We start from the raw sequence: 21141 nt of genomic DNA, 5'->3' as shown, positions 1-21141 counted from the left end.
CTGATCGATCGTCTTTGGACTTCAAATGATTGATCAGTTGGCATAGCGATATTCCTTGCTTTACGTATACAAAGAATTGCTAATGTCTTTGGCAAAAAGCGTGCCATCTAGTAAGTCATTGATTTATATGAAGGTATAAAATGGGCCATTTACAAAGTGATGATTTTTTTAATAGCATGATGCAAAAATTCATCACCACATAAAGTGTTATTTAAAAATAGAAAGAAATGGTTGAATGAATAAGTGTTTTAAGACGGGTTCTCATAACTCGATAAAGAACACTAGTTTTCGCCTTCCAAGCAGATTAGAACCACTATGGTTCTGGTGAAATGCAATGGCCAGCATAAATAAAAAAAGGCGGCTTTTCAGCCGCCTTTTTCGTTATATATGCCCCTAATTAAAATCTGGCCGTTGCCGCATGGGCAACTTGTGCGCCCACTTCGTAATACATTTCTTTGACAGAACGGAAGCTCGCTTCATCGATAGTAGATAGTGGGAGCGGCATATCTTTAGCGTCTAGATCACCCAGGATTAATTTGGCAATTTCTCTACCAAAGACAGTCCCCGGAGAAATACCACGGCCGTTGTAGCCACTAAAAGAGATGACCTGTTTGCTTGGCATGTGGAATCGTGGCAAGGCATTTGGGGTCATGCCGATCATACCAAACCATTCGTAATCAAACTCTACGCCTTTTAAATACGGGAAGAGTTTGTACATAGCGCGTTTTGCCCATTCTTTATGAATAGAAGCGCCCATACCGCGAAGTGCGCCGACACTTCCAAATACAAGGCGGTCTTGCTGATCATAACGGTAAGAGGTGAGGATTTCGCAGGTATCCCAAACCCCTTCTCTGCCTGGCAATAGCTTTGCTTTTTGCTCTGCATTGAGTGGTTTGGTTGCAAAGTTAAAGTACGGCAAGTGCACTAGCTCTTCACGCAATTTAGGCAAATTCCACGCTTCTGCAGAGTAAGCATTAGTTGCCAATACAACCCACTTTGCTTTTATTTTGTATCCGTTTTCGGTTTCTACTTCGTATGTTTCGCCGGTTTCGCTATAGCGTTTCACACGGGTATTAGAATATAAGCTTGCACCTTCTTTGATCGCTGCTTTGGCTAGCCCACGCACATACGCAAGTGGCTGAATCGTACCGGCTCTTTTATCTAGTAACGCACCGGTGTAAGCATCTGTTCCTGTTCGTTTTGCCGTTTCTTCTTGGGATAACACTTCAACTGGCGCGCCAAGTGCTTTCCATTGTTTTTCTCGCGCTTTGATATCAGCTAATCCACTTTGCCCGACGGCACAATGAAGTGTGCCATTCGGAACAGCCTCACACTGCATTTCATAGTGTTTAACAAGTTCGTATACGTACGCGGGGCCAGCACCTAGCTGTGTTAGCAAGCGGTTGCCATAGACTTCACCCAGTTCTTTCATTACGTCTTCTGGCTGCACCCACATCCCGGCATTGACTAGCCCAACATTTCGGCCAGAACCACCAAAACCAATTTCGTTGCCTTCTAATACAGCAACTTGCATACCGCGTTTTGCTAGGTGTAATGCCGCAGAACAGCCGGTAAATCCACCGCCAATAATGGCGACATCCACCACTAAATCTTGGTTGAGCGCATGTGTTTCTGGTGGCAATGGTGCGGATGCTTCCCACAATCCGTGCGATCTTTTATCACCTAGCATGTGAATACCCTTTATCTAAATAATTGAACTCATTAAACCAATTAAAAGGATTGGTTTTATTCTTAAAAAACGGGGCCTCCGAAGAGGCCCGCGAATACCCACAAGCCCAGTAAAGCACAGTGAGGAGAGTAACCGTTTACTGCAATGTTCTATTTCTATTTGCTGCCAGCATTGATGCTAGTTTTTCTGCGGAACCTAAGCACATCGTCCACCCAAATGTGCCGTGTCCGGCGTTAATCCATAAGTTCTCTAATGCCAATTGCCCAATCACCGGTATGCCGGTGGGTGTCATTGGTCTTAACCCACTCCAAAAACTGGCTTTTTCTTTTTCATAACCAATCTCTGGGTATAAACGTAGTAAAGCTGATTCTAGAATTTGTCTTCTGCTATCTGGCAAAGACAAATCGAACCCGCAAATTTCCGCAAACCCACCTACCCGCACCCGGTTTCCTAACCTGGTAATCGCGACTTTGTACTTATCATCTAGCACGGTTGATGCAGGCGCTGTTTCGCTATTTGTAATAGGCAGTGTTAGCGAATATCCTTTAACGGGATAAATAGGTAATTTTTTACTCACACCGTGCAGCAAATCATTGGTATAGCTACCAGTACATAACACCAACTGATCTACCGGAACGCTCTCTTCATCTAGTTGAAGATGGCTGACACGCTGATTAGCTGTGTGAATTGATCTCACCGTATAACCAAACCGAAATTGCACGCCCATGCGTTTACACACATCCGCCAACGCGGTGGTAAAGGCATAACAATCGCCCGTTTCATCATCCGGGAAGGCTACTCCCCCTACTATAGACTCGGTATTCATTCCCGGTTCTACCTTAGTAATTTCATGCTTACTCAACACTTGGTAATGCAAACCAAATTGCTCAATCCGCTTAATCTGCTGACTAACCGATTCAAAACTTTCTGTATCAGTAAATACTTCTAAATTGCCCTGTTTGCCATGATCAAAATGAATATCATGTTCTTTCAGCAACTCATCGAATAAGGCTTGGCTTTTACAAGATAAAGCCATCATTGCTTCAAAATTAGACTGGTTTCTCTCACTAGTACATTGTTGATAGAGCGAAAATAGCCAGCGATATCGTTCTGGTGATAAACCAAATCGGACCTTTAACGGGCCGTTATCTTTAATGATCCAGCTAATAGCTTTTAGCACCAAACCCGGTGCTCCCCATGGTCCGGTATATGAAGGGGTAATCTGCCCTGCATTGGCAAAACTCGTTTCCATTGCAGGGCCAGATTGACGATCAATCACCATCACTTCATGACCGGCTTTCGCAAGAAAGTAAGCGGTGGTGACACCAATCACACCAGCCCCCACCACAATTACTTTCATGCGCTAAGCTCCCTAATTTGGCAAACTACTTATTTGCTACCTTGTTGAATTTGCAAGGTTTCCCACTTTCCAGCCTTCACTTTATAAAGTGATGCGGCTGCATATTTCATGTCGCCAGTATTTGTAAATGCAATACGGCCACTCACACCTGGGAAATCAATTTTTGCTAAAGCAGGCAAGTACACTTTAGGGTCTGCAGAGTTGGCTTTGGTCATGGCGTTAATCAATGCCCAAGTCGCATCGTAAGTAAATGGAGAATAAGCAAGGATGTCGGTGCCAAACTTCTTCTTCATTTTGTCTTCTAGCTGCTTACCTTTTGGCATTTTTTCAACTGGAAGGCCATATTCCCAAGACATGGTGCCTTCTGCACTATCTTTACCAGCGAGATTGATGAAGTTATCCGTTGTAAATCCGCCGCCGCCCATTAGCACTGCATTAACACCCAATTGCTTCATCTGTTTTGCCATTGGGCCTGCTTGTGCATCCAAACCGCCGAAGAAAATCAGATCTGCTTTGGCAGATTTGATAGCGGTAAGCACAGACATGAAATCGGTACTTTTATCGGTAGTGAATTCACGAGAAACAATATTGCCACCTGCTGCTTTTGCGGCTTTACTGAATTCGTCTGCCATACCTTGGCCAAAAGCGGTACGGTCATCAATCACCGCAATGCGTTTTGCTTTTAAATCTTTTACTGCATAGCTACCGGCGTATGCACCCATTTGCGCATCGGTATTAATAATACGGAAAGTGCTCTTGAACCCTTGTGCAGTTAGCTGTGGGTTACTAGAAGCTGGGCTAATTTGTGGTAATCCAGCCGCTGCATAGATTTTTGAAGCAGGAATACTTGTACCAGAGTTAAAGTGGCCAACAATACCCACTACACCCGCATCAACTAGACGTTGAGCAACCGCTACACCTGTACGTGGATCGCCTTGATCATCTTCAGAAACCAAAACAAAGTTAGCAACTGAACCACCAATTTTGATTTTCTGAGCGTTTGCTTCTTCGATCGCGATTTTTGCCGCATTTTCCATGTCTTTGCCGTAATGGCCGAATGCACCAGACATTACCGCTGAAAAACCAATCTTGATCGTGTCTGCACCGGCGGTCATGGTCAGACCAGCCATTGCTAACGCGAAAGTTAATTTGGTGACAGTTAATTGCTTTTTCATGAACCCTCTCCTATTAGGTTTTAAGGCAAAACATCACTCACCGGGGAAGGGGTCCCCGGCTTGGATTTCAAACAGACTTGGCTTACAGACTGAAGTCGATACCCTGTGCTAGCGGTAATTCTTTGGAATAGTTAATGGTGTTGGTTGCGCGGCGCATGTAACCTTTCCATGCATCCGAACCAGATTCACGACCGCCGCCAGTTTCTTTTTCTCCACCAAACGCGCCACCAATTTCAGCGCCACTTGGCCCGATGTTGACGTTAGCGATACCGCAATCCGAACCAAAATCAGAGGTGAATAGTTCTGCTTCGCGAAGGTTGGTAGTGAACACGCAAGAAGACAAACCATGGTGAGAAGCGTTGTTTGCTTCGATCGCTTCTTCAAAGTTGGTGTACTTCATTACATATAGAATTGGTGCAAAGGTTTCTTGCAACACAATCGCGGTTTGCGCTGGCATTTCAGCAATCGCTGGTTTTACGTAGTAGCCATTTTCACAACCTGCAACGGTGATACGCTCACCACCGGTGACTTGGCCGCCCTGCTCTTTTGCAGAAGCAAGCGCAGATTGCATACGATCAAAGGATGCTTTGTCGATCAACGGGCCCATTAGCGTGCCGTTTTCTAGTGGGTTGCCGATACGTACTTTGCCGTATAGTTCTTTTAGTTTGCTGACCAAACCATCGTAGATAGACTCATGCACAAACAAGCGACGTAGCGTTGTACAACGTTGTCCTGCAGTACCCACAGCAGAGAACAAGATGCCACGCAAAGCCAAATCTAGATCGGCGGTTTCGCTGATAATGCCGGCGTTATTTCCACCTAGTTCTAGAATAGAACGGCCAAAGCGTTGCGCCACAGCAAGGCCTACTGCACGGCCCATTTCGGTACTACCCGTTGCACTAACGATGCCAACGCGCGCATCTTTGGTTAGCACCTCACCCACATCACGGCCGCCAATTAAAGTTTGAGACAAACCTTCTGGTGCAGCACCAAACAAACTAATCGCTTCGTCCATAATGGCTTGCACAGCAACTGCTGTTAATGGGGTTTTTTCAGATGGTTTCCATACCACAGAGTTACCGCACACTAGCGCTAGCGCAGCATTCCAAGACCAAACGGCAACTGGGAAGTTAAACGCTGAAATAACACCACACACACCAATTGGATGCCATGTTTCTGCCATGCGGTGACCAGGGCGTTCTGAAGCAATCGTTAAACCATAAAGCTGACGAGATAGACCGACGGCGAAATCACAGATATCGATCATTTCTTGTACTTCGCCCAAGCCTTCTTGAACGATCTTTCCTGCTTCCATCGAAACTAGCTCACCTAGTGGCTGTTTGTATTTACGTAGCAGTTCACCAAGGATGCGAACTAACTCACCACGTTTTGGTGCAGGCACATGACGCCACTCTTTGAATGCTTTTACTGAAAGCGCTAATGCTGCATCTGCATCACTCGCCTGAATGGTGGCAACTGCACCAATCTTTTCACCATTCACTGGTGAAAACACTTCTAGGCCTTGTGCTTGATAAGCAGAAGCAGGGACGCCCATGGCGCTCATAATGGCATCAATTTTCATATTCACTCCAAGATTTCCGATAAGAAACTACGAGGCCATTATTTGAGGAAACTTGATACATGTCAATAATAATTCTGCAATTTTTTCAGATAGGAAATTTATGATGCTAAGTAAATTTTCGAGCATTCTAAAAAACTTAGCTTGATAAGTAAAAACAAAATATCTATATATTTCAGTTAATTATAGTCATATAATATCTAATTCAAATATACTCATCATTTAAACCATTTAGTAAAAAGGAAACAACTACGTAGTTGTACTTAGCCACTTTTTCTAATTAGAAACACAGAAAACCCAAACTGATTTCCAATAGGAAAACATCCTTGATTTTGGTAATATTCATCAGACTCTCTTAGCTTGTTCCCTTTTGGAAACCAAACATGCGACGTAACCTCCCCTCACTTTCTGCTTTGCAGTGTTTTGATGCAGCTCACCGCCACCTGAGTTTTACGCGCGCAGCAGAAGAACTTTGCCTGACGCAAAGTGCAGTCAGCCGGCAGATTCGGCAATTGGAAGATTTTTTGGGACGGCCGCTGTTTGAAAGAATTAAACAACGCTTAGTATTAACCACGGCAGGTGAAGCCTATGGCGCAGTGATTCGCGAAGTGTTGGATCGGGCGGAAGCGGCGACTATTCAGCTAAAATCGCATCAAGATGAAAACAAAGTGCTACATCTTGCGGTGTTACCTACATTTGGGACGCGCTGGTTAATCCCCAGATTAGGTACGTTTTACGCCGCCCATCCGGATATAGAACTGAATATTTCTTCACGTACCACACCGTTTGATTTTTCCAATGAAGATCTACATGGGGCGATTCATTTTGGCCCTGCCTTATGGCCGGGGGCTGTTTGCCATCGGTTAATGGGGGAAAAATTAGTCCCCGTCTGTTCACCCCAACTATTACCAAATGGAAAAGCACTAACGGATATTGATGAACTCCACCATTACAAACGCTTGCAACTCACCAGCCGTCCACAGGCGTGGAATGAATGGTTACACCATGCAGGTGCAGAAGATATCGATGCATTTGCAGGGCCGCGATTCGAGCAGTTTCAAATGGTGATTCAAGCCGCGCTATCAGGATTAGGGATTGCCCTTCTGCCAATGCACTTTATCGAAAATGAACTGAACTCAGGCGCCTTAACCATTGCATATGATCACCCAATGGAAAATAGCCAAGCCTATTATTTTGTTTACCCCGCATCTCGCGCAGATACTTATGCGGTGCGTGCATTTAAAGATTGGATCAATCTAACGATTGCGTCGGAATAACATCCCTAATTTTCAAGCATAGTTGACGATTTTTACACCCTCTTTACGTCTAGCTCACCCGATTAAACGCCTAGCTGTGTCATAGTTTCATATAAGAAATCAGCGGAAATCCGCCCATTAAATCTCAGGGACCTTCAACACAATGAAGCAAAAGTCACATCTCACTTGGCTAATCGGGCTAAGTATTTCCATATTTTCCTTTTTTATCGCGACGCCAGCGTTTGCCTTAGATGCCAAAGTCAGCTGCGAATCTCTTCAAGCGTATGATCTAAGCAATATAGGCGGTAACGGCAGCAAGATTATTAGCACGAAGGTGGAAGCCAATCATGGCAAAAACCTGTGTACGGTAGAGGGTTTACTCTCTCCTGCCATTCATTTTCAAACAACACTCCCGATGACTGGCTGGTCCGAACGTTACCTACAAGTAGGCTGCGGCGGTACTTGCGGCAGTATTCGATTAGATTCCGGCGCATCAGAAGGCTGCGCACCACTCGAAAATAATGAAATGGTGGTGTCCTCTACTGATATGGGCCACCAAGGAATGGGCACAGAGTTTGGCGAAAACGATCAGCAAAGAGCAGACTTTGCTTATCGCGGTGTGCATATCACGGCAGTGGCCAATAAAGCCCTCATCAAAGCGCTGTATGGAAAATCGGTAGAAAAATCCTACTTTAATGGCTGCTCTGATGGCGGACGTGAAGCCTTAATGGAAGCACAGCGATTCCCGAATGACTTTGACGGCATTATTGCTGGCGCCCCTGCAATGCTATTCCAGGTTCAAAATAGCCTTCATCACGGTTGGCTAGCCATGAGCAACACAGGAAAAGACGGTAAAGCTATTCTTGTGGCTAGCCGTTTGCCAATTTTGCACAATGCAGTGATTGCAGCATGCGATCAACTAGATGGTATGAAAGATGGTCTTTTAACCGATCCGCGTGCATGTCATTTTGACCCGACCACCATCGAATGTCCGCCAACTGCTTCTGATACAAGCCAGTGTTTAACCCATGCAGAAGCAGAAGCTGCCGCAAAAATTTACCAAGGAGCAAAAGACCCAACAACAGGCCGCTTCTTAACCGTAGGTTCCGTTCAATATGGTTCCGAGCTCGCATGGGCGGGAGTATTTGTCCCAACTGATGCAAACCAACCTATCTTTAGCAAAATGATTGCAGAAGGTGCGATTCAACACTTAGTGTTTGGAAACTCGGCAAACAAAGTAGATAAACTAACGGCGCTCGCCTTTACAGAAGCAACACTAGATGCGCTTCGCCAAAGACACCCACTTTTTGATGCGGTAAATCCGGATTTATCCGCTTTTGCTGCAAAAGGTGGCAAGCTCATTTTATGGCACGGTTGGTCAGACCCACATATTTCACCACTCACCACTATTGCCTATCATGAAGCGCTGATCAAACAAATGGGTGCAGAAAAAGCAGAAAATTTCGAAAGACTATATTTGCTTCCCGGTGTATTTCACTGCGGACAAGGCGACGGCCCATCTTCAGTCGATTTGATGTCTAAGATGATTGATTGGGTAGAGGCTAGCCACGCGCCATTTTTAATCGAAACCAGCACCAGCAAAACCAAAGCAAACAATTTTGGACAACCAACAAGCGAAGCAAACAAACCCGCAGGAGCACCTCCAAGTGTAGAGTCACCAGAAAGAAGTCGCCCGGTTTATCCTTACCCACTGGTAGCTAGTTATAAAGGCAATGGTGATATCAACCAAGCAAGTAGTTTTGAACCAAGAGACCCACTGCTACCGCGGCCATCTAGAGATTGGGCAGGTAAAGACTTCTTTACTCCGTATCATTTTACAGACTACTAAATCATCACGCGTTCAGCACGTTTTACAAAGCCAGCCATGCGCTGGCTTTTTTAATGTCTTGAAGAAAAAAAGCTTTTTTTGGATCTGCTGCTATATTGAATTAAAAGAAATGTAGTCAGGAGACGCCAGATGTTACTCAACAACACCCCAGAAACGGTACAGCACTTTCTTACTAAGTTTACGGATTCTGATGATCCGTTTCTCAAAGAGTTACTGCATGTATTCCTAGCCATGAACCAAAATTTGGCGGCCTGCCTATTTGATTTAGAAGGTAACATCGTTGATCTAAACGAAAACTTTCTGAAACTATATGATTACAACCGAGAAGAACTGCTCGGTCAAAAGCATGAAAAACTGTGGGGAGATCAGGCAAAAACGTCTGGCCGTTACCAAGCCTTTTGGGAAAAGCTGTGCAGTGGCGAAACATTTTCCGGTGAATATCAGCGTATTAATAAATTTGGGGACCATGTCTTTATCCGTTCGTTCTACTCCCCATTATTAGACGAAGCAGGCACCCCCTACCGTATCGTCAAATTCGCCACTGACATTACCAAAGAAAAACAGCTAGCTGCAGATGAAATGGCCAAACTCGAAGCACTAGACTTAACCCTTGCAGTAATTGAATTTGACATGAATGGAACCATTCTCAATGCCAACGACAATTTCTTAAAAACCATGGGTTACAAATTAGAGGAGGTTATAGGCAGAAATCACCGAATATTCTGTCCAAACACTTATGTAGAAAGTGATGAGTACGCAAATTTCTGGAATGAGATTCAATCAGGAAAAGCGTTTACCAATGAATTTCTGCGAGTAACCAGCAAAAAACAACCAATCTGGCTTCAAGCTACTTACACTCCTATCAGAAAAGCCGATGGTAGCCTTTTCAAAGTAGTGAAGTTTGCAAGTGATATAACCTCATACAAACAGAAAACACTCGAAGATGATTGCAAACTTAGAGCCATATCATTATCTCAGGGAACAATCGAATTTGATATGACCGGTAAAGTCATCTCCGCGAATGACAATTTTCTTCACACAATGGGTTACGAGCTAGATGAAATCGTAGGCAATCATCATCGAATGTTTGTAACAACTGAAGAAGCATCAACACCAGCATATCGTAATTTTTGGCAAAAATTGGGGAAAGGCGAATTTGATAGTGGCGAATATTTACGCATAGCTAAAAATGGTAAGAGAGTGTGGCTTCAAGCAACGTATAACCCAATTTTTGATATTGAAGGTCAGCCCGTCAAAGTAGTCAAATATTGCCAAGACATTTCAAGACAAAAAATCTGTTCTTTTGAAAATGAGTCCCGTCTAAATGCAATATCTGCCAGTAGTTGTATGCTTGAATTAGACAGACAAGGTATTGTGCTATTTGCTAATGAAAACATTGCAAATGCATTGGATTATAGGATGGCAGAATTAATTGGCATGGGTGAATCAAACTTTATTTATGAAGAAGATCTTACGTCAAACCACTATCTTAGCATTTGGCATCGCCTACATGAGGGAACCTCTGTACGAGAGGAAATTCGCCGTAAAAGCCATAATGGAAATGAGATTTGGTTTGGAGCAACCTTTAGCCCGGTCATGGGGTTAGATGGATCACTATCAAAAGTGATTATGATTGCTAGAGATATCACTAAAGCAAAACTGCAACAACTAGAAATTGATGGCAAATTAAAAGCTATTAACCGCGCTCAAGCCGTCATCGAATTTGATATGACCGGCAAAGTACTGAATGCCAATGAGAACTTCCTAAACCTATTTGGATATCGACTAGAGCAAATTATTGGTATGCATCACCGCATTTTTGTCGATCCCAAAGAATCCTCTACGTCAGAGTATCAGGCCTTCTGGGATAAATTGTGCCGAGGCGAATACTTCCACGGCGAATACAAACGGATTGGCTGCGGTGGCGAAGAGGTTTGGATTCAAGCCAACTACAACCCGGTGTTTGATCAGCACGGCCAACCGTTTAAAGTCGTGAAGTTTGCGACAGACGTCACCGAACAAAAAATGCGTACGGCGCTAGACGAAGCGAAAGTAGCTGCGGTAGACAAAGGGCTTGCAGTTGTCGAGTTTGATCTGACAGGCCACGTGCTATACGCCAACCGAAACTTCCTTGCCGCGATGGGTTACACCTACCGAGAAATCCAAGGTCAGCACCATAGTATCTTCTGTACGACGGAGTACACCTTAAGCGAAGAATATCGCGTGTTCTGGCTAACGCTTAGTGAAGGTAAGTATTACAGTGGACGCTTCCACCGGGTTGGTAAATTTAGCCGCGATGTCTGGATTCAGGCGACGTACAACCCTATCTTAGACCTAAATGGCAAAGTGATTAAGATCATCAAATATGCCTACGATGTCACCCAAGAAGTACAACTAGAAGAACAGATCAAAGAAAAATCTCAACTCATGGCCGATAGTGTAAAAACACTGGTGAGCAGCATCAATTCGATTGCCTCTCATTCTAGTGTCGCTGCAGACATGGCGCATGAAACCACAGAAGTAGCAACTAAGGGCTATGAAAACCTCAAGCAGTCGATTAAAGCAATTACCGAGATTGAGCAAAGCTCAATAAAAGTGACTGAAATCGTCAAAATCATTAGCGAAATTGCCAACCAAACCAACCTACTCGCCTTCAATGCTGCGATCGAAGCTGCCAGAGCTGGTCATCATGGTGTGGGCTTCTCTGTGGTGGCAGCCGAAGTTCGTAAACTAGCAGAGCGCTGCGCCCAAGCGGCCAAAGAAATCCATCAGCAAATTGAAGAGGCTAACCGACACGTCAGAGAAGGTGCGGAGATTAATCGTACCGTTGCAAGCAGTTTCGAAGGCATCTTGCATAGTGTGAGAAATACCGCCTCTAGGGTGAGTTCGATCGCTGAGGCAACCGTAGATCAAAATAGTGTGGTGGATCAAGTCAGTTCGCTCATCGATAACCTAGGGGGTTCAATCAAATGAGTGAGATGGCAGCAGTGGGACAAAAGGAAGTGTTAATTGGTCACTTCTATGTGGAAGGTCTTCATTTGGCATTAGCCATGGAAAACCTACGCGAAGTAGTGCCATGCTCCCATATTGCTGCCTTGCCAACGGCCCAAGCAGGCTTGCTTGGTGCGGTTGATCTTCGTGGCGTACCTGTCCCTGTTATCAATTTACAAGCGTTTTTGGGGCAACCCTACACACCGCATGCTTATGAATCGATTGTCATTGTCGGAGATGGAAAAAAACTATTAGGTATTGTTGCTGATGGCGTAGGCGAAGTCATGAAAATCCAGCCTATCCCTATTTCCGATAAAGAAGGAGCTAACCTCTTTACTGCAGCGTTTTCAATGCAAGACGGGCAAGTAGTGAGTGTCATTTCCGCCGCAAGGTTATTCGACATGTCCGGCATCCCGGCGACAGATGCCTCACAAGCGATGACAAAAAATCATTATGCCCATGCAGATGATCAAACTTTCAGCGTTGGAGAGGAAGCTAGTGCAAACCATGTCATGCTGATGCAAAGCAATGGTATCCCCCTTGCACTAGTTTCCCATGTGATCTACACCATTATTCTTAACCCAACAATTCATAATTCACCTATAAAAACCGGTTACTGTTTGGGTACATTAGATTTTAATGGGCACCAAATTCCTGTCCTAGATTTACTAGGTGTGTGTCAATTAGCAAACAATGTTGGCACCCGATTAAGACAAGCCTTCCTTGTCCATGTAGAAGATGGCTATGTTGCGTTCATGGTCGATGAAATCATCGATGTGGTGTTACTACAGCATACCGAAGCGGTAGCCCTTCCCGGTTTATCTTTTCCTAAACCAGAGTGTTTTTTAAATGCCATCCCGGTTTCCGCTTTACCTGCAGAATCACATGCCGCAAACGCATCTGCGTGTGGATACTATCTACAAGTGAACCCATCCATGCTGTCATCCGGTAAAGAATTAGAAATTCTTGCCCGCATGAATACCCCACTATCCGGATCTGCGAAAGAAAATAGTAGTGATACAGATCTACGTATTCGGCAGCAACAAAACTTAATTCAAATGCTTAGCTACGATGTTGGCTTTGAAGTCGCAAGCCCGGTTGATCAAATCGCAGAAATGATTCCATGGAATCCAGACACCTCGCTCCTTGGTTTAAATTGTGAGCGTGCAGGCTTAGTCATTAATAGAGGTAGATCTATCCCTATTTACTGTTTAGTCCACTTATTGGGTTTCGAAACCAAACCGCCATCGGCAACTGCCAGTATTTTAGTGATCGAAGAAGGTGACACAGTGGTAGGCTTTGCGGTACCAGGGTTAATTACGATTGAATCCGGCGTTTACGATAAACAGCACCAATCCATCGCCCCTGATCAGTTTGGCCGTCCTGGTTTTGGCCATTTGATGATTGGTAATGAAATGAATCAACGGATGATTGGCACGCTAGACCTCAAAGCCATGGCAGCATTTGTTAAGTCTGATGCTTTCCTCTCTCTGCAATCGGCAATCAAAAATCAGCCCGTTAGCCCTCCTGTCACCGCTTAAGCACAATATTGGTTCTACTAAAATCAATCAAATTGGCTCTTTAGATAGAATCAATATGCTTTTAAACTGATTGCATCTAATCTTTGGTGCCAATCATGTCCTCCCCTATCCACATTCAATTAGTACGCCCGACAGACTTCAATGCATGGCTGTTGCTATGGCAGGGTTATCAGGCTTTTTATCAAACAGATATCCCAGAATCGGTCACCCAACAAACTTGGGATCGGTTCTTAACCGAATCAGAACCCATGCATTCGGCACTTGCTTGGCAAGATAATCAGGCAATTGGTATGGTGAATTACATCGAGCACCGTTCTTGTTGGACAAAAGGTGACTATGTGTATTTACAAGATTTATTTGTCAGCCCATCTTGTAGAGGGGGTGGGGTTGGCAGAAAATTAATCGAACATGTTTATCAACATGCTACCCATATCTCCGCCTCTCGTGTGTGGTGGTTAACCCATGAAACCAATCAAGATGCGATGAAGCTTTACGATAAAATTGCCAATCGCCCGGGCTTTGTACAGTACAGACACTTAATCGGTTAATCAGCAATTTACTTGGATACTTAACATGACAACACGGACAAATGAATTTAACCAACCGATTGGTGAAGAAGTACCGCAGTGGCAAGCTCGCGAAAAACCGCAACGCATTGTGCTAACAGGCCAATACTGCCAACTCGTACCGGTCTCTCATGATCAACACCTAGATGATCTATATGAAGCCTACACCAGCGCACCAGATGGCCGAGATTGGACTTACCTATTCCAGGCTCCACCCTCAGACAAAACCACATTTAGCCAATACCTGAAAAATGTAGAGACTAGCCAAGATCCATTAGCCTATACGGTTATCGATCTAGCCAGCCAAAAAGCGGTGGGTACTTTATCGTTGATGCGGATAGATCCAACCCACGGGGTAATTGAAGTTGGTGGTGTCACCTTCTCACCCAAACTAAAGCAAACCCCGCTATCCACTGAGGCGCAGTTTCTATTAATGCAGTATGCGTTTGATCATCTAGGCTACCGCCGATACGAATGGAAGTGCGATAGCCTCAATGCACCTTCTAGAAAGGCGGCCTTACGCCTCGGGTTTCAGTTTGAAGGGATATTTAGACAAGCGATTGTCTATAAAGGAAGAAGCCGTGATACCGCTTGGTTTTCTATCATCGATTCCGAATGGCCAACCGTGAAAGCCGCATTAGCCGCATGGTTAGCTCATGCTAACTTTGATGAAAACGGGCAGCAAAAACAGCGTTTAGAAGCAATCCGCCAATCGATTGCAAGTCACACATAAAAAGAGTGAATGGTTGGTTCGCTTCAAATAAAAACGGCCTGTTCCACATTAGAAAGGCCGTTTTGCATTACTGTGAATGACTTAAAATGATTAGTGTGAATGGCTTGCAATCACTTCACCCACTGCAATAAATAGCTTCTCTTCATCGTTAGCATGGTCTTGAAGGCTACGCTGTAAATCACGAGACAGTTCAGCTAGGTTTGCAAAATCCTGTAGTACCATCTTTTTTGCAATATTGTCTAAGGTAACGCGCATTTCATCATGTGCTTTACGTAGTTTTTTAATCGTCGATTCAGTATTTGGCATCGCCTCTACAATACGATTAAAAATCGAGTTTTCTTCCATCGCAAGGTGTGCCAAAAACTCATCACGGAAAGAGTCCAAAGAGCGCAAACAGTCAGTTGTTTGTTTGGTATCTGCGGCAATAATCAATGCTTGTAAATGGCGTTCACAAGCAAAGTGATCTTCTGTGTGCATTTTGGCTAGCGTACTCATGGCGTTCCCCTTGATTAAATGATCTGATTGACGCCAACAATACGCTTGACAAGAAAAATTTCATTTGACCATCGTCAAATAAATAAAGCACTTGAGGTTTCGCCCCAAGTGCTTTGTCGTTTTTAAACATAAACCTGACGAAGATATCGCCAAGCTAGAGAATCCTCTCTTTATTGCTTAGCACCTTTTTCCTTTGCCACTTCCCGTGACTTCATTCTTTCAGCGGGTGACGGCAACACTTTTTCCCAGCCCAGCACTTCTTGTTGGACTAACTGATAAAGGGTTTCAATCAATCCCTCTTCTTCATTCAGACAAGGCACATAACGATATTCACCACCGCCAGCTGCAACAAACTCTGCCTTGCCTTCCATCGCAATTTCTTCCAGCGTTTCTAGGCAATCAGAAACAAATCCCGGGCAAATAATATCCAGCTTCGGTGTTTTGGCTTTCCCTAACTGATGCAATACTTCAAACGTATAAGGTTTTACCCATTCGGCTTTCCCAAATCGAGACTGGAAAGCAATCGTGTATGCCCCCTTGGCCAAACCAAGTGCTTCGGCTAATAAGCGACCCGTTTTGTGACACTCGCAAAAGTAAGGATCGCCCTTGGTTAATGTCGCTTTAGGCACGCCGTGGAAACTCATGAGCAAATGGTCGCCACGACCATTTAATGCCCAATGTTTTTTCACCTGCTTCGCCAATGCTTCTATATAAGTAGGATGATCATGAAAATGTTTAACGGAGCGCACAACAGGCGGGTTACGCATCATCTGAATCGTACGGCCAACCGCATCCATGACAGAACCCGCACTACTTGCCGCATATTGCGGATAGAGTGGCAGCACCACAATGTGCTCGCAGCCTTCTCTCTTCAGTTGCTGCATTTTGTCAGCAACTGAAGGTTTACCATAGCGCATCGCAAAGTCCACTACATAACCCGGACCTTGGCGTTCACCAATCAGCCCTTTTAATAGTTTCATTTGTTTAGTGGTATGGACCATTAACGGCGAACCATCATTGGTCCAAATACTGGCGTACTTTAATGCAGATTGTTTTGGTCTAAACGGCAAAATAAACGCATTTAAAATCAACCACCAAACAGGTTTTGGAATTTCCACAACCCGTGTATCAGACAAGAACTCTCGCAAGTACGGCCTTACCGCTTTGGCAGTAGGCGCTTCTGGCGTTCCTAGATTAACTAATAAAACGCCAATTTTTTTCTCGGAACCATGCTCAAAAGGTGGTTCGGTTACATACTTAGACATAGGCACTCAGGTAAGAGGTTCGGTTTGCACCGAGAAACATGATGGTTGAATCGTTTGAATGATAGACAATCATTCATTACTGAGACAAAGCATTTGATAATAGTTTCGCAGTGACATCTACAATCGGGATCACGCGGTCATACGCCATACGCGTTGGGCCAATCACCCCCAAAGTGCCGACAATATCACCGTCTACCCGGTAACTACTGGTCACCACAGAACACTCTTCAAGCGGAATCATCCCAGACTCACTACCAATAAAGAGTTGCACCCCTTCGGCACGTTGGCTGTTATCTAATAACTGCATCAATGCCGTCTTTTGTTCAAACACAAGGAACAACTGTTTCAATCGATCAACGTTACGAGATAAATCCACGCTAGAAATGAGATTATGCTCACCGCTTAACACCAGATTTTCCTGCTGCTCACTAATCACCGACTCGCCCACTTCTAAGGCTGCGTTCATTAATGCCGTCACATCACTTTGCAGTTGCTTTAGTTCAGCATGCAAACGCTCTCGCATTACCAAAAACGAACAACCCACATAATGCTTATTTAAGAAGTTAGCTGCTTCGAGTAATTCTTCTGCAGAATAGTCTCGCTCCATTTGCAAGAAACGGTTTTGAACAGTGCCATCCGTCGCCACCAAAATGAGTAACACTTTAGATGGCCCCATTTGCAAAAATTCAATGTGGCGTATCGCTAAGTTAGTTCGCTTAGGTGTCACGACCACCCCGGCAAACTGCGTTAATTCAGATAACAGATGAGAAGCAGTAGATGCTAAACGCTGTGGCGTATCGTGGTTAAACTGAGACTCCACCTGCTGGCGCAACTCTTCATTAATATCCGGTCTTTTGGTTAAGAGCGTATCCACAAAATAGCGATACCCGCGCGGCGTAGGGATACGCCCAGCAGAAGTATGTGGGCTAGCCACAAACCCTAAATTCTCTAATTCAGACATCACATTTCGGATAGAAGCAGGGCTTAAATCCATGCCTGAAGCTTGTGAAAGTGTACGGGAACCCACGGGTTGACCGTCCTCAATATAACGCTCAACCAGCACTCGTAAGAGTTGTTGCGCTCTGGGGTTGATCATGATGGTGTACGTACCTTTTTGGGAAAACAAATATTAATTTGACTGGCTTCTGACAATTTACCAAAAAACGGCAGGAAAATCACTCGTATCCATAATCAGCTAGCCTTGCGGGAACGCTCTGGAACATTTGATTCGCTTATGCTTATAATGCTGCCCATGGACAAAATCTTTCCTCGTATCGCCATTGTCGGGCGTCGCCGTACGCCTGAAGTTCAAGTATCGGTTATGCAACTGGCTGAGTTTCTCTCAGATCAGGGGCTAGAGATCTATTTGGACGCTGAAGCCGTGACCAATAATCAGGCGGGCAACTACCCACGCATCCCTCGTGAAGAGATGGGAAGCAAGGTAGACCTAGCGATTGTCATTGGTGGCGATGGCACCCTATTAGGAATTGCGAGACTACTAGCAGGTCACAATGTCCCGCTTATTGGGGTCAACCATGGCCGCCTAGGCTTTATGACCGATGTCCCTCTGCACCGCATGATGAATATCTTCCGCGATATGCTAGAAGGCCAATATGTTTCGGAAGAACGCATCTTACTGGAAACATCGGTTCAAAGAGACGGCCAAACCATCGCAACAGGTACCGCCTTTAACGATGTCGTATTTAGCCGTGGCGCACTCGGCGCAATGATCGAGTTCGAAATCTTTATTGATGGTCAGTTTGTCTATAGCCAACGCTCAGATGGGCTTATTGTGACCACACCAACTGGTTCTACCGCCTATGCGCTAGCCGCTGGTGGACCGATTCTGCATCCATCCGTTCCTGCGATTGCACTGGTACCAATCTGCCCGCAATCCATGACAAACCGCCCGATTGCAGTGAGTGATAAATGCCAGGTTGAAGTCGTCATGCTAAAAGGCTTTGAAAGCCGCGTGCATTTTGATGGTCAATCCCACATCGATTTAAAAGAAACTGACCGCATCTTTATTAAGCGCTCAGAACGTAAACTCACCCTGCTTCATCCAACCAATTACAATTACTACGATATCCTTAGAGAAAAACTACATTGGGGCGAGCAACTGCTCTAATCCATTCACGCTCACAATCATCTAAATAGACTATGCTGCTAACGCTGAATATTCGTGATTTTGTCATTGTTGATCGTTTAGAACTGCAATTCTCTAAAGGATTTACCGTCCTCACCGGTGAAACAGGCGCGGGGAAATCGCTATTAATCGATGCCCTATCCTTGCTATTAGGTGGTAGGTTCGATAGTGGCATGGTTCGCCTAGGCCAAGAGCGAGCCGATCTTACTGCAGAATTTGATATCCAGCAGATGCCGCACGTCGCTACATGGCTCACTGAAAATCAACTCGAAGGGGAAGACACACAGTTGCTGGTGCTGCGTAGAACGCTAGATAAACAAGGCAGAAGTCGCTCGTTTATTAATGGCACTGTCGCCACGGTTCAGCAGCTAAAGGAAATTGGTGAATGGTTAATTGATATTCACGGACAGCATGCCCACCAATCCTTAATGCGGGGAGATTACCAGAGGCAGATGCTAGATGCGTTTGGTGAATGCACTCAGCTAACAGAAGCGGTCAATCAATACTACAAAGTGTGGAAGCAGTCTGAGTCCGCACTAAACGAAGCGCTAGCCAATCAAAGCAAGCAAGAAGAAGTCTTAGCGCAGATTGAATGGCGAATTAATGAGTTAAAGCCCATAGCCATTCCAACCGAGGCATACCAAGAACTGGTGCTAAACCACACCAGAATGAGCCATGCTAGTGCACTAGAAGAAGTGGCAACCCAAGGCTCCGACCTATTACAAGAGTCGTCTCAAGCCATCATTCCACAATTAACACATTATTTGAATCAGCTGAAAGATCAGGTCGAAATCGATCCGCAGCTCAAAGAACCGAGTGATTTAATCGAGGGTGCACTGATTCAATTGCAAGAAGCCGCCTATTCGCTTCGTCACTACGCTGGTCGTCAAGAACTAGACCCGCAAGTCTTTAAGCAATTAGATGAACAGCTTTCAGACATTCATACCATGGCGAGAAAGCTCAAATCGACGCCAGAAGCACTCTATAGTGTCTTAGAAGAAGCCTTGCTTGCACGCAAAAAAGCGGCGGCACTTGCAGACATTGCCGGTTTAACGGCAGAAGTGAAACAAAATCGCCAATTATTGGATAGTAAGGCCAAACAACTTTCTGAAGCACGGAAAGCAGCAGCAAAGACACTTTCAGACACCGTCACCCGCTCTCTTGCATTACTCTCGATGGAGAGAACTCGGTTCGAGGTGTCATTAAATCCACTAAATGAACCCAATGCTTTTGGTTTGGAGCAAATTGAATACCGAATTAGCCACCACGGCGCACCCGGTCAATCCTTAGCCAAAGTGGCATCTGGTGGTGAATTATCACGTATTAGCCTTGCCATTCAAGTTGCCATGTCTGCGGTTGCCTCTGTACCAACGCTTATTTTTGATGAGGTGGATGTCGGTATTGGTGGCAAAGTGGCCGACACGGTTGGCGGGCTACTGCAAGCACTTGGTAAAGAGTACCAAGTATTATCCATCACACACCTCCCGCAAGTTGCCGCTAAAGGACATCATCACTGGCAAGTCAGCAAAGGACTAGTCGATGATCGGGTCACTAGTCGCATCCATGTGCTGGGTGAATCGGAGAGAATTGAAGAGATTTCCAGAATGTTAGGTGGTGCAGAAATCACCGAAACTACTCGTCAACACGCCAAAGAAATGCTTGCTTACTAATCCTTCGCAAGCAAATTACCTGACAAATCTCAAAAAACTGCATTGTTTTCACTATGACATCGGTGTGTAGCTTGCATAAAGTGTAGTTTCCATCTAGGCTGCAATTAACTACTAATAAGATGCAGTATCATGCCAGCACAGCAAGAACCAACTTCACTCGATGCTTACCTTAATTTGCTCAAGCAAAAAGGGGCAAGCACTGCGAGTCTTAATCAGAGAAAACACTTTCTTCGTTACCTTGTAAGCGCCCTAGAAGGCTGCGATCGGGATGATAGTGTTGCCTATCGTCATGCAGTGGATTCTACGTTGCATAAGATGGCGACCGATGAAACGCTCAACTTTTTTGTCTCTATTGCCAGAGAGTTTTATCCATTTTGGAATGAAGACTTAAAAACGGTAGCAGCAATGGCTTCCGGTGATGGCTTTGCCTTGCAGCCCATCAATCTAAAAGTTAGCGCAAGTCTAGAAGAGATTTGGTTTGAACTGTGCGCCGCAGGTTGGGATAAAAAAGAAATACCTTGCCTTTCAGACTATCTTAGTCGGGTCGAGGGCAAAATTTCCTCGCAAGATTACACCATCAGAGACTATTTCTTACGTTGCCTAATGTTCTTAATGCGAACACAGCCACTACAGTCTGCTGTCTATCGCTCTGGGGTAAATGCTATTCTCATGCTGCTTCCACAAGAAAATGTCAGACAAGCCTTCTTAGGGCTTATTCGAGAGTTCTACCCTTTCTGGCAAAAAATGTTACTCAACGAAACCGAAGTCTCTCCGGCTTAAAAATCCTTTAAAAAATGGCGGTTTTCACCGCCATTTTTTTTCAGC

General features: G+C 44.8%; 16 protein-coding genes. 9 read left to right on the top strand and 7 right to left on the bottom strand.

Translation table 11 applies throughout. The features are described 5' to 3' along the window. Nucleotides 1-397: 397 nt before the first annotated feature. The 4 genes from LIN78_RS13340 to amaB form a co-directional block, all read right to left on the bottom strand. Nucleotides 398-1690 carry an NAD(P)/FAD-dependent oxidoreductase gene (locus tag LIN78_RS13340; RefSeq protein ID WP_227181337.1) on the bottom strand — a complete coding sequence of 431 codons (1293 nt, stop codon included), beginning with the start codon at nt 1688-1690 and terminating at the stop codon, nt 398-400. A 136-nt stretch (nt 1691-1826) separates the two neighbouring features. Then, on the bottom strand, nt 1827-3050 hold the full coding sequence (locus LIN78_RS13335) for a D-amino acid dehydrogenase (protein WP_227181336.1): 1224 nt from the start codon (nt 3048-3050) through the stop codon (nt 1827-1829). 29 nt (nt 3051-3079) lie between these two features. After that, nucleotides 3080-4225: a branched-chain amino acid ABC transporter substrate-binding protein gene (locus LIN78_RS13330; protein WP_227181335.1), complete on the bottom strand. Its 1146-nt coding sequence runs from the start codon at nt 4223-4225 to the stop codon at nt 3080-3082. Between the two features lie 82 nt (nt 4226-4307). After that, complete coding sequence (gene amaB, locus LIN78_RS13325; RefSeq protein WP_227181334.1) at nt 4308-5807, bottom strand: L-piperidine-6-carboxylate dehydrogenase; 1500 nt, start codon at nt 5805-5807, stop codon at nt 4308-4310. 380 nt (nt 5808-6187) lie between these two features. Here amaB and gcvA point away from each other — a divergent pair, with 380 nt between their 5' ends. The 6 genes from gcvA to LIN78_RS13295 all read left to right on the top strand — a co-directional run bounded on the left by gcvA (nt 6188) and on the right by LIN78_RS13295 (nt 14740). Continuing rightward, the gene (gene gcvA, locus LIN78_RS13320; protein WP_227181333.1) at nt 6188-7081 is read left to right on the top strand and encodes a transcriptional regulator GcvA; all 894 of its coding nucleotides are present in this window, start codon (nt 6188-6190) and stop codon (nt 7079-7081) included. Nucleotides 7082-7223: 142 nt separating this feature from the next. Beyond that, entirely contained in the window at nt 7224-8909 is a 1686-nt protein-coding gene (locus LIN78_RS13315; protein ID WP_227181332.1) for a tannase/feruloyl esterase family alpha/beta hydrolase, read from the top strand. Between the two features lie 129 nt (nt 8910-9038). After that, nucleotides 9039-11882 carry a methyl-accepting chemotaxis protein gene (locus LIN78_RS13310; protein ID WP_227181331.1) on the top strand — a complete coding sequence of 948 codons (2844 nt, stop codon included), beginning with the start codon at nt 9039-9041 and terminating at the stop codon, nt 11880-11882. After that, nucleotides 11879-13441, top strand: a complete 1563-nt coding sequence (locus LIN78_RS13305; RefSeq protein ID WP_227181330.1) for a chemotaxis protein CheW — start codon at nt 11879-11881, stop codon at nt 13439-13441. The genes LIN78_RS13310 and LIN78_RS13305 overlap by 4 nt, the downstream gene beginning before the upstream one ends. A gap of 95 nt (nt 13442-13536) precedes the next feature. Continuing rightward, the gene (locus LIN78_RS13300) at nt 13537-13989 is read left to right on the top strand and encodes a GNAT family N-acetyltransferase (protein ID WP_227181329.1); all 453 of its coding nucleotides are present in this window, start codon (nt 13537-13539) and stop codon (nt 13987-13989) included. A gap of 25 nt (nt 13990-14014) precedes the next feature. Further along, a complete protein-coding gene (locus LIN78_RS13295) occupies nt 14015-14740 on the top strand; it encodes a GNAT family N-acetyltransferase (RefSeq protein WP_227181328.1) in 726 nt (241 codons plus the stop codon). A gap of 90 nt (nt 14741-14830) precedes the next feature. Here the strand turns inward: LIN78_RS13295 and LIN78_RS13290 are convergent, their stop codons facing one another. The 3 genes from LIN78_RS13290 to hrcA form a co-directional block, all read right to left on the bottom strand. After that, nucleotides 14831-15235 carry a hemerythrin domain-containing protein gene (locus LIN78_RS13290; protein ID WP_227181327.1) on the bottom strand — a complete coding sequence of 135 codons (405 nt, stop codon included), beginning with the start codon at nt 15233-15235 and terminating at the stop codon, nt 14831-14833. 170 nt (nt 15236-15405) lie between these two features. Next, a complete protein-coding gene (hemH, locus tag LIN78_RS13285; RefSeq protein ID WP_227181326.1) occupies nt 15406-16500 on the bottom strand; it encodes a ferrochelatase in 1095 nt (364 codons plus the stop codon). Between the two features lie 76 nt (nt 16501-16576). Next, on the bottom strand, nt 16577-17596 hold the full coding sequence (gene hrcA, locus LIN78_RS13280) for a heat-inducible transcriptional repressor HrcA (RefSeq protein WP_227181325.1): 1020 nt from the start codon (nt 17594-17596) through the stop codon (nt 16577-16579). Between the two features lie 156 nt (nt 17597-17752). Here hrcA and LIN78_RS13275 point away from each other — a divergent pair, with 156 nt between their 5' ends. The 3 genes from LIN78_RS13275 (at nt 17753) to LIN78_RS13265 (ending at nt 21096) form a co-directional block, all read left to right on the top strand. After that, nucleotides 17753-18628 (top strand): NAD kinase, encoded by an 876-nt coding sequence (locus tag LIN78_RS13275; protein ID WP_227181324.1) that lies wholly within the window; start codon nt 17753-17755, stop codon nt 18626-18628. Between the two features lie 32 nt (nt 18629-18660). Further along, the gene (gene recN, locus LIN78_RS13270; RefSeq protein WP_227181323.1) at nt 18661-20316 is read left to right on the top strand and encodes a DNA repair protein RecN; all 1656 of its coding nucleotides are present in this window, start codon (nt 18661-18663) and stop codon (nt 20314-20316) included. Nucleotides 20317-20445: 129 nt separating this feature from the next. After that, complete coding sequence (locus tag LIN78_RS13265; RefSeq protein WP_227181322.1) at nt 20446-21096, top strand: hypothetical protein; 651 nt, start codon at nt 20446-20448, stop codon at nt 21094-21096. Nucleotides 21097-21141: the final 45 nt, after the last annotated feature.

Source organism: Leeia speluncae (genome assembly GCF_020564625.1).
GTDB lineage: Bacteria > Pseudomonadota > Gammaproteobacteria > Burkholderiales > Leeiaceae > Leeia > Leeia speluncae.
Note: the sequence above shows the minus strand (reverse complement) of the source record. Positions and strands in the feature narration are given on the sequence as shown.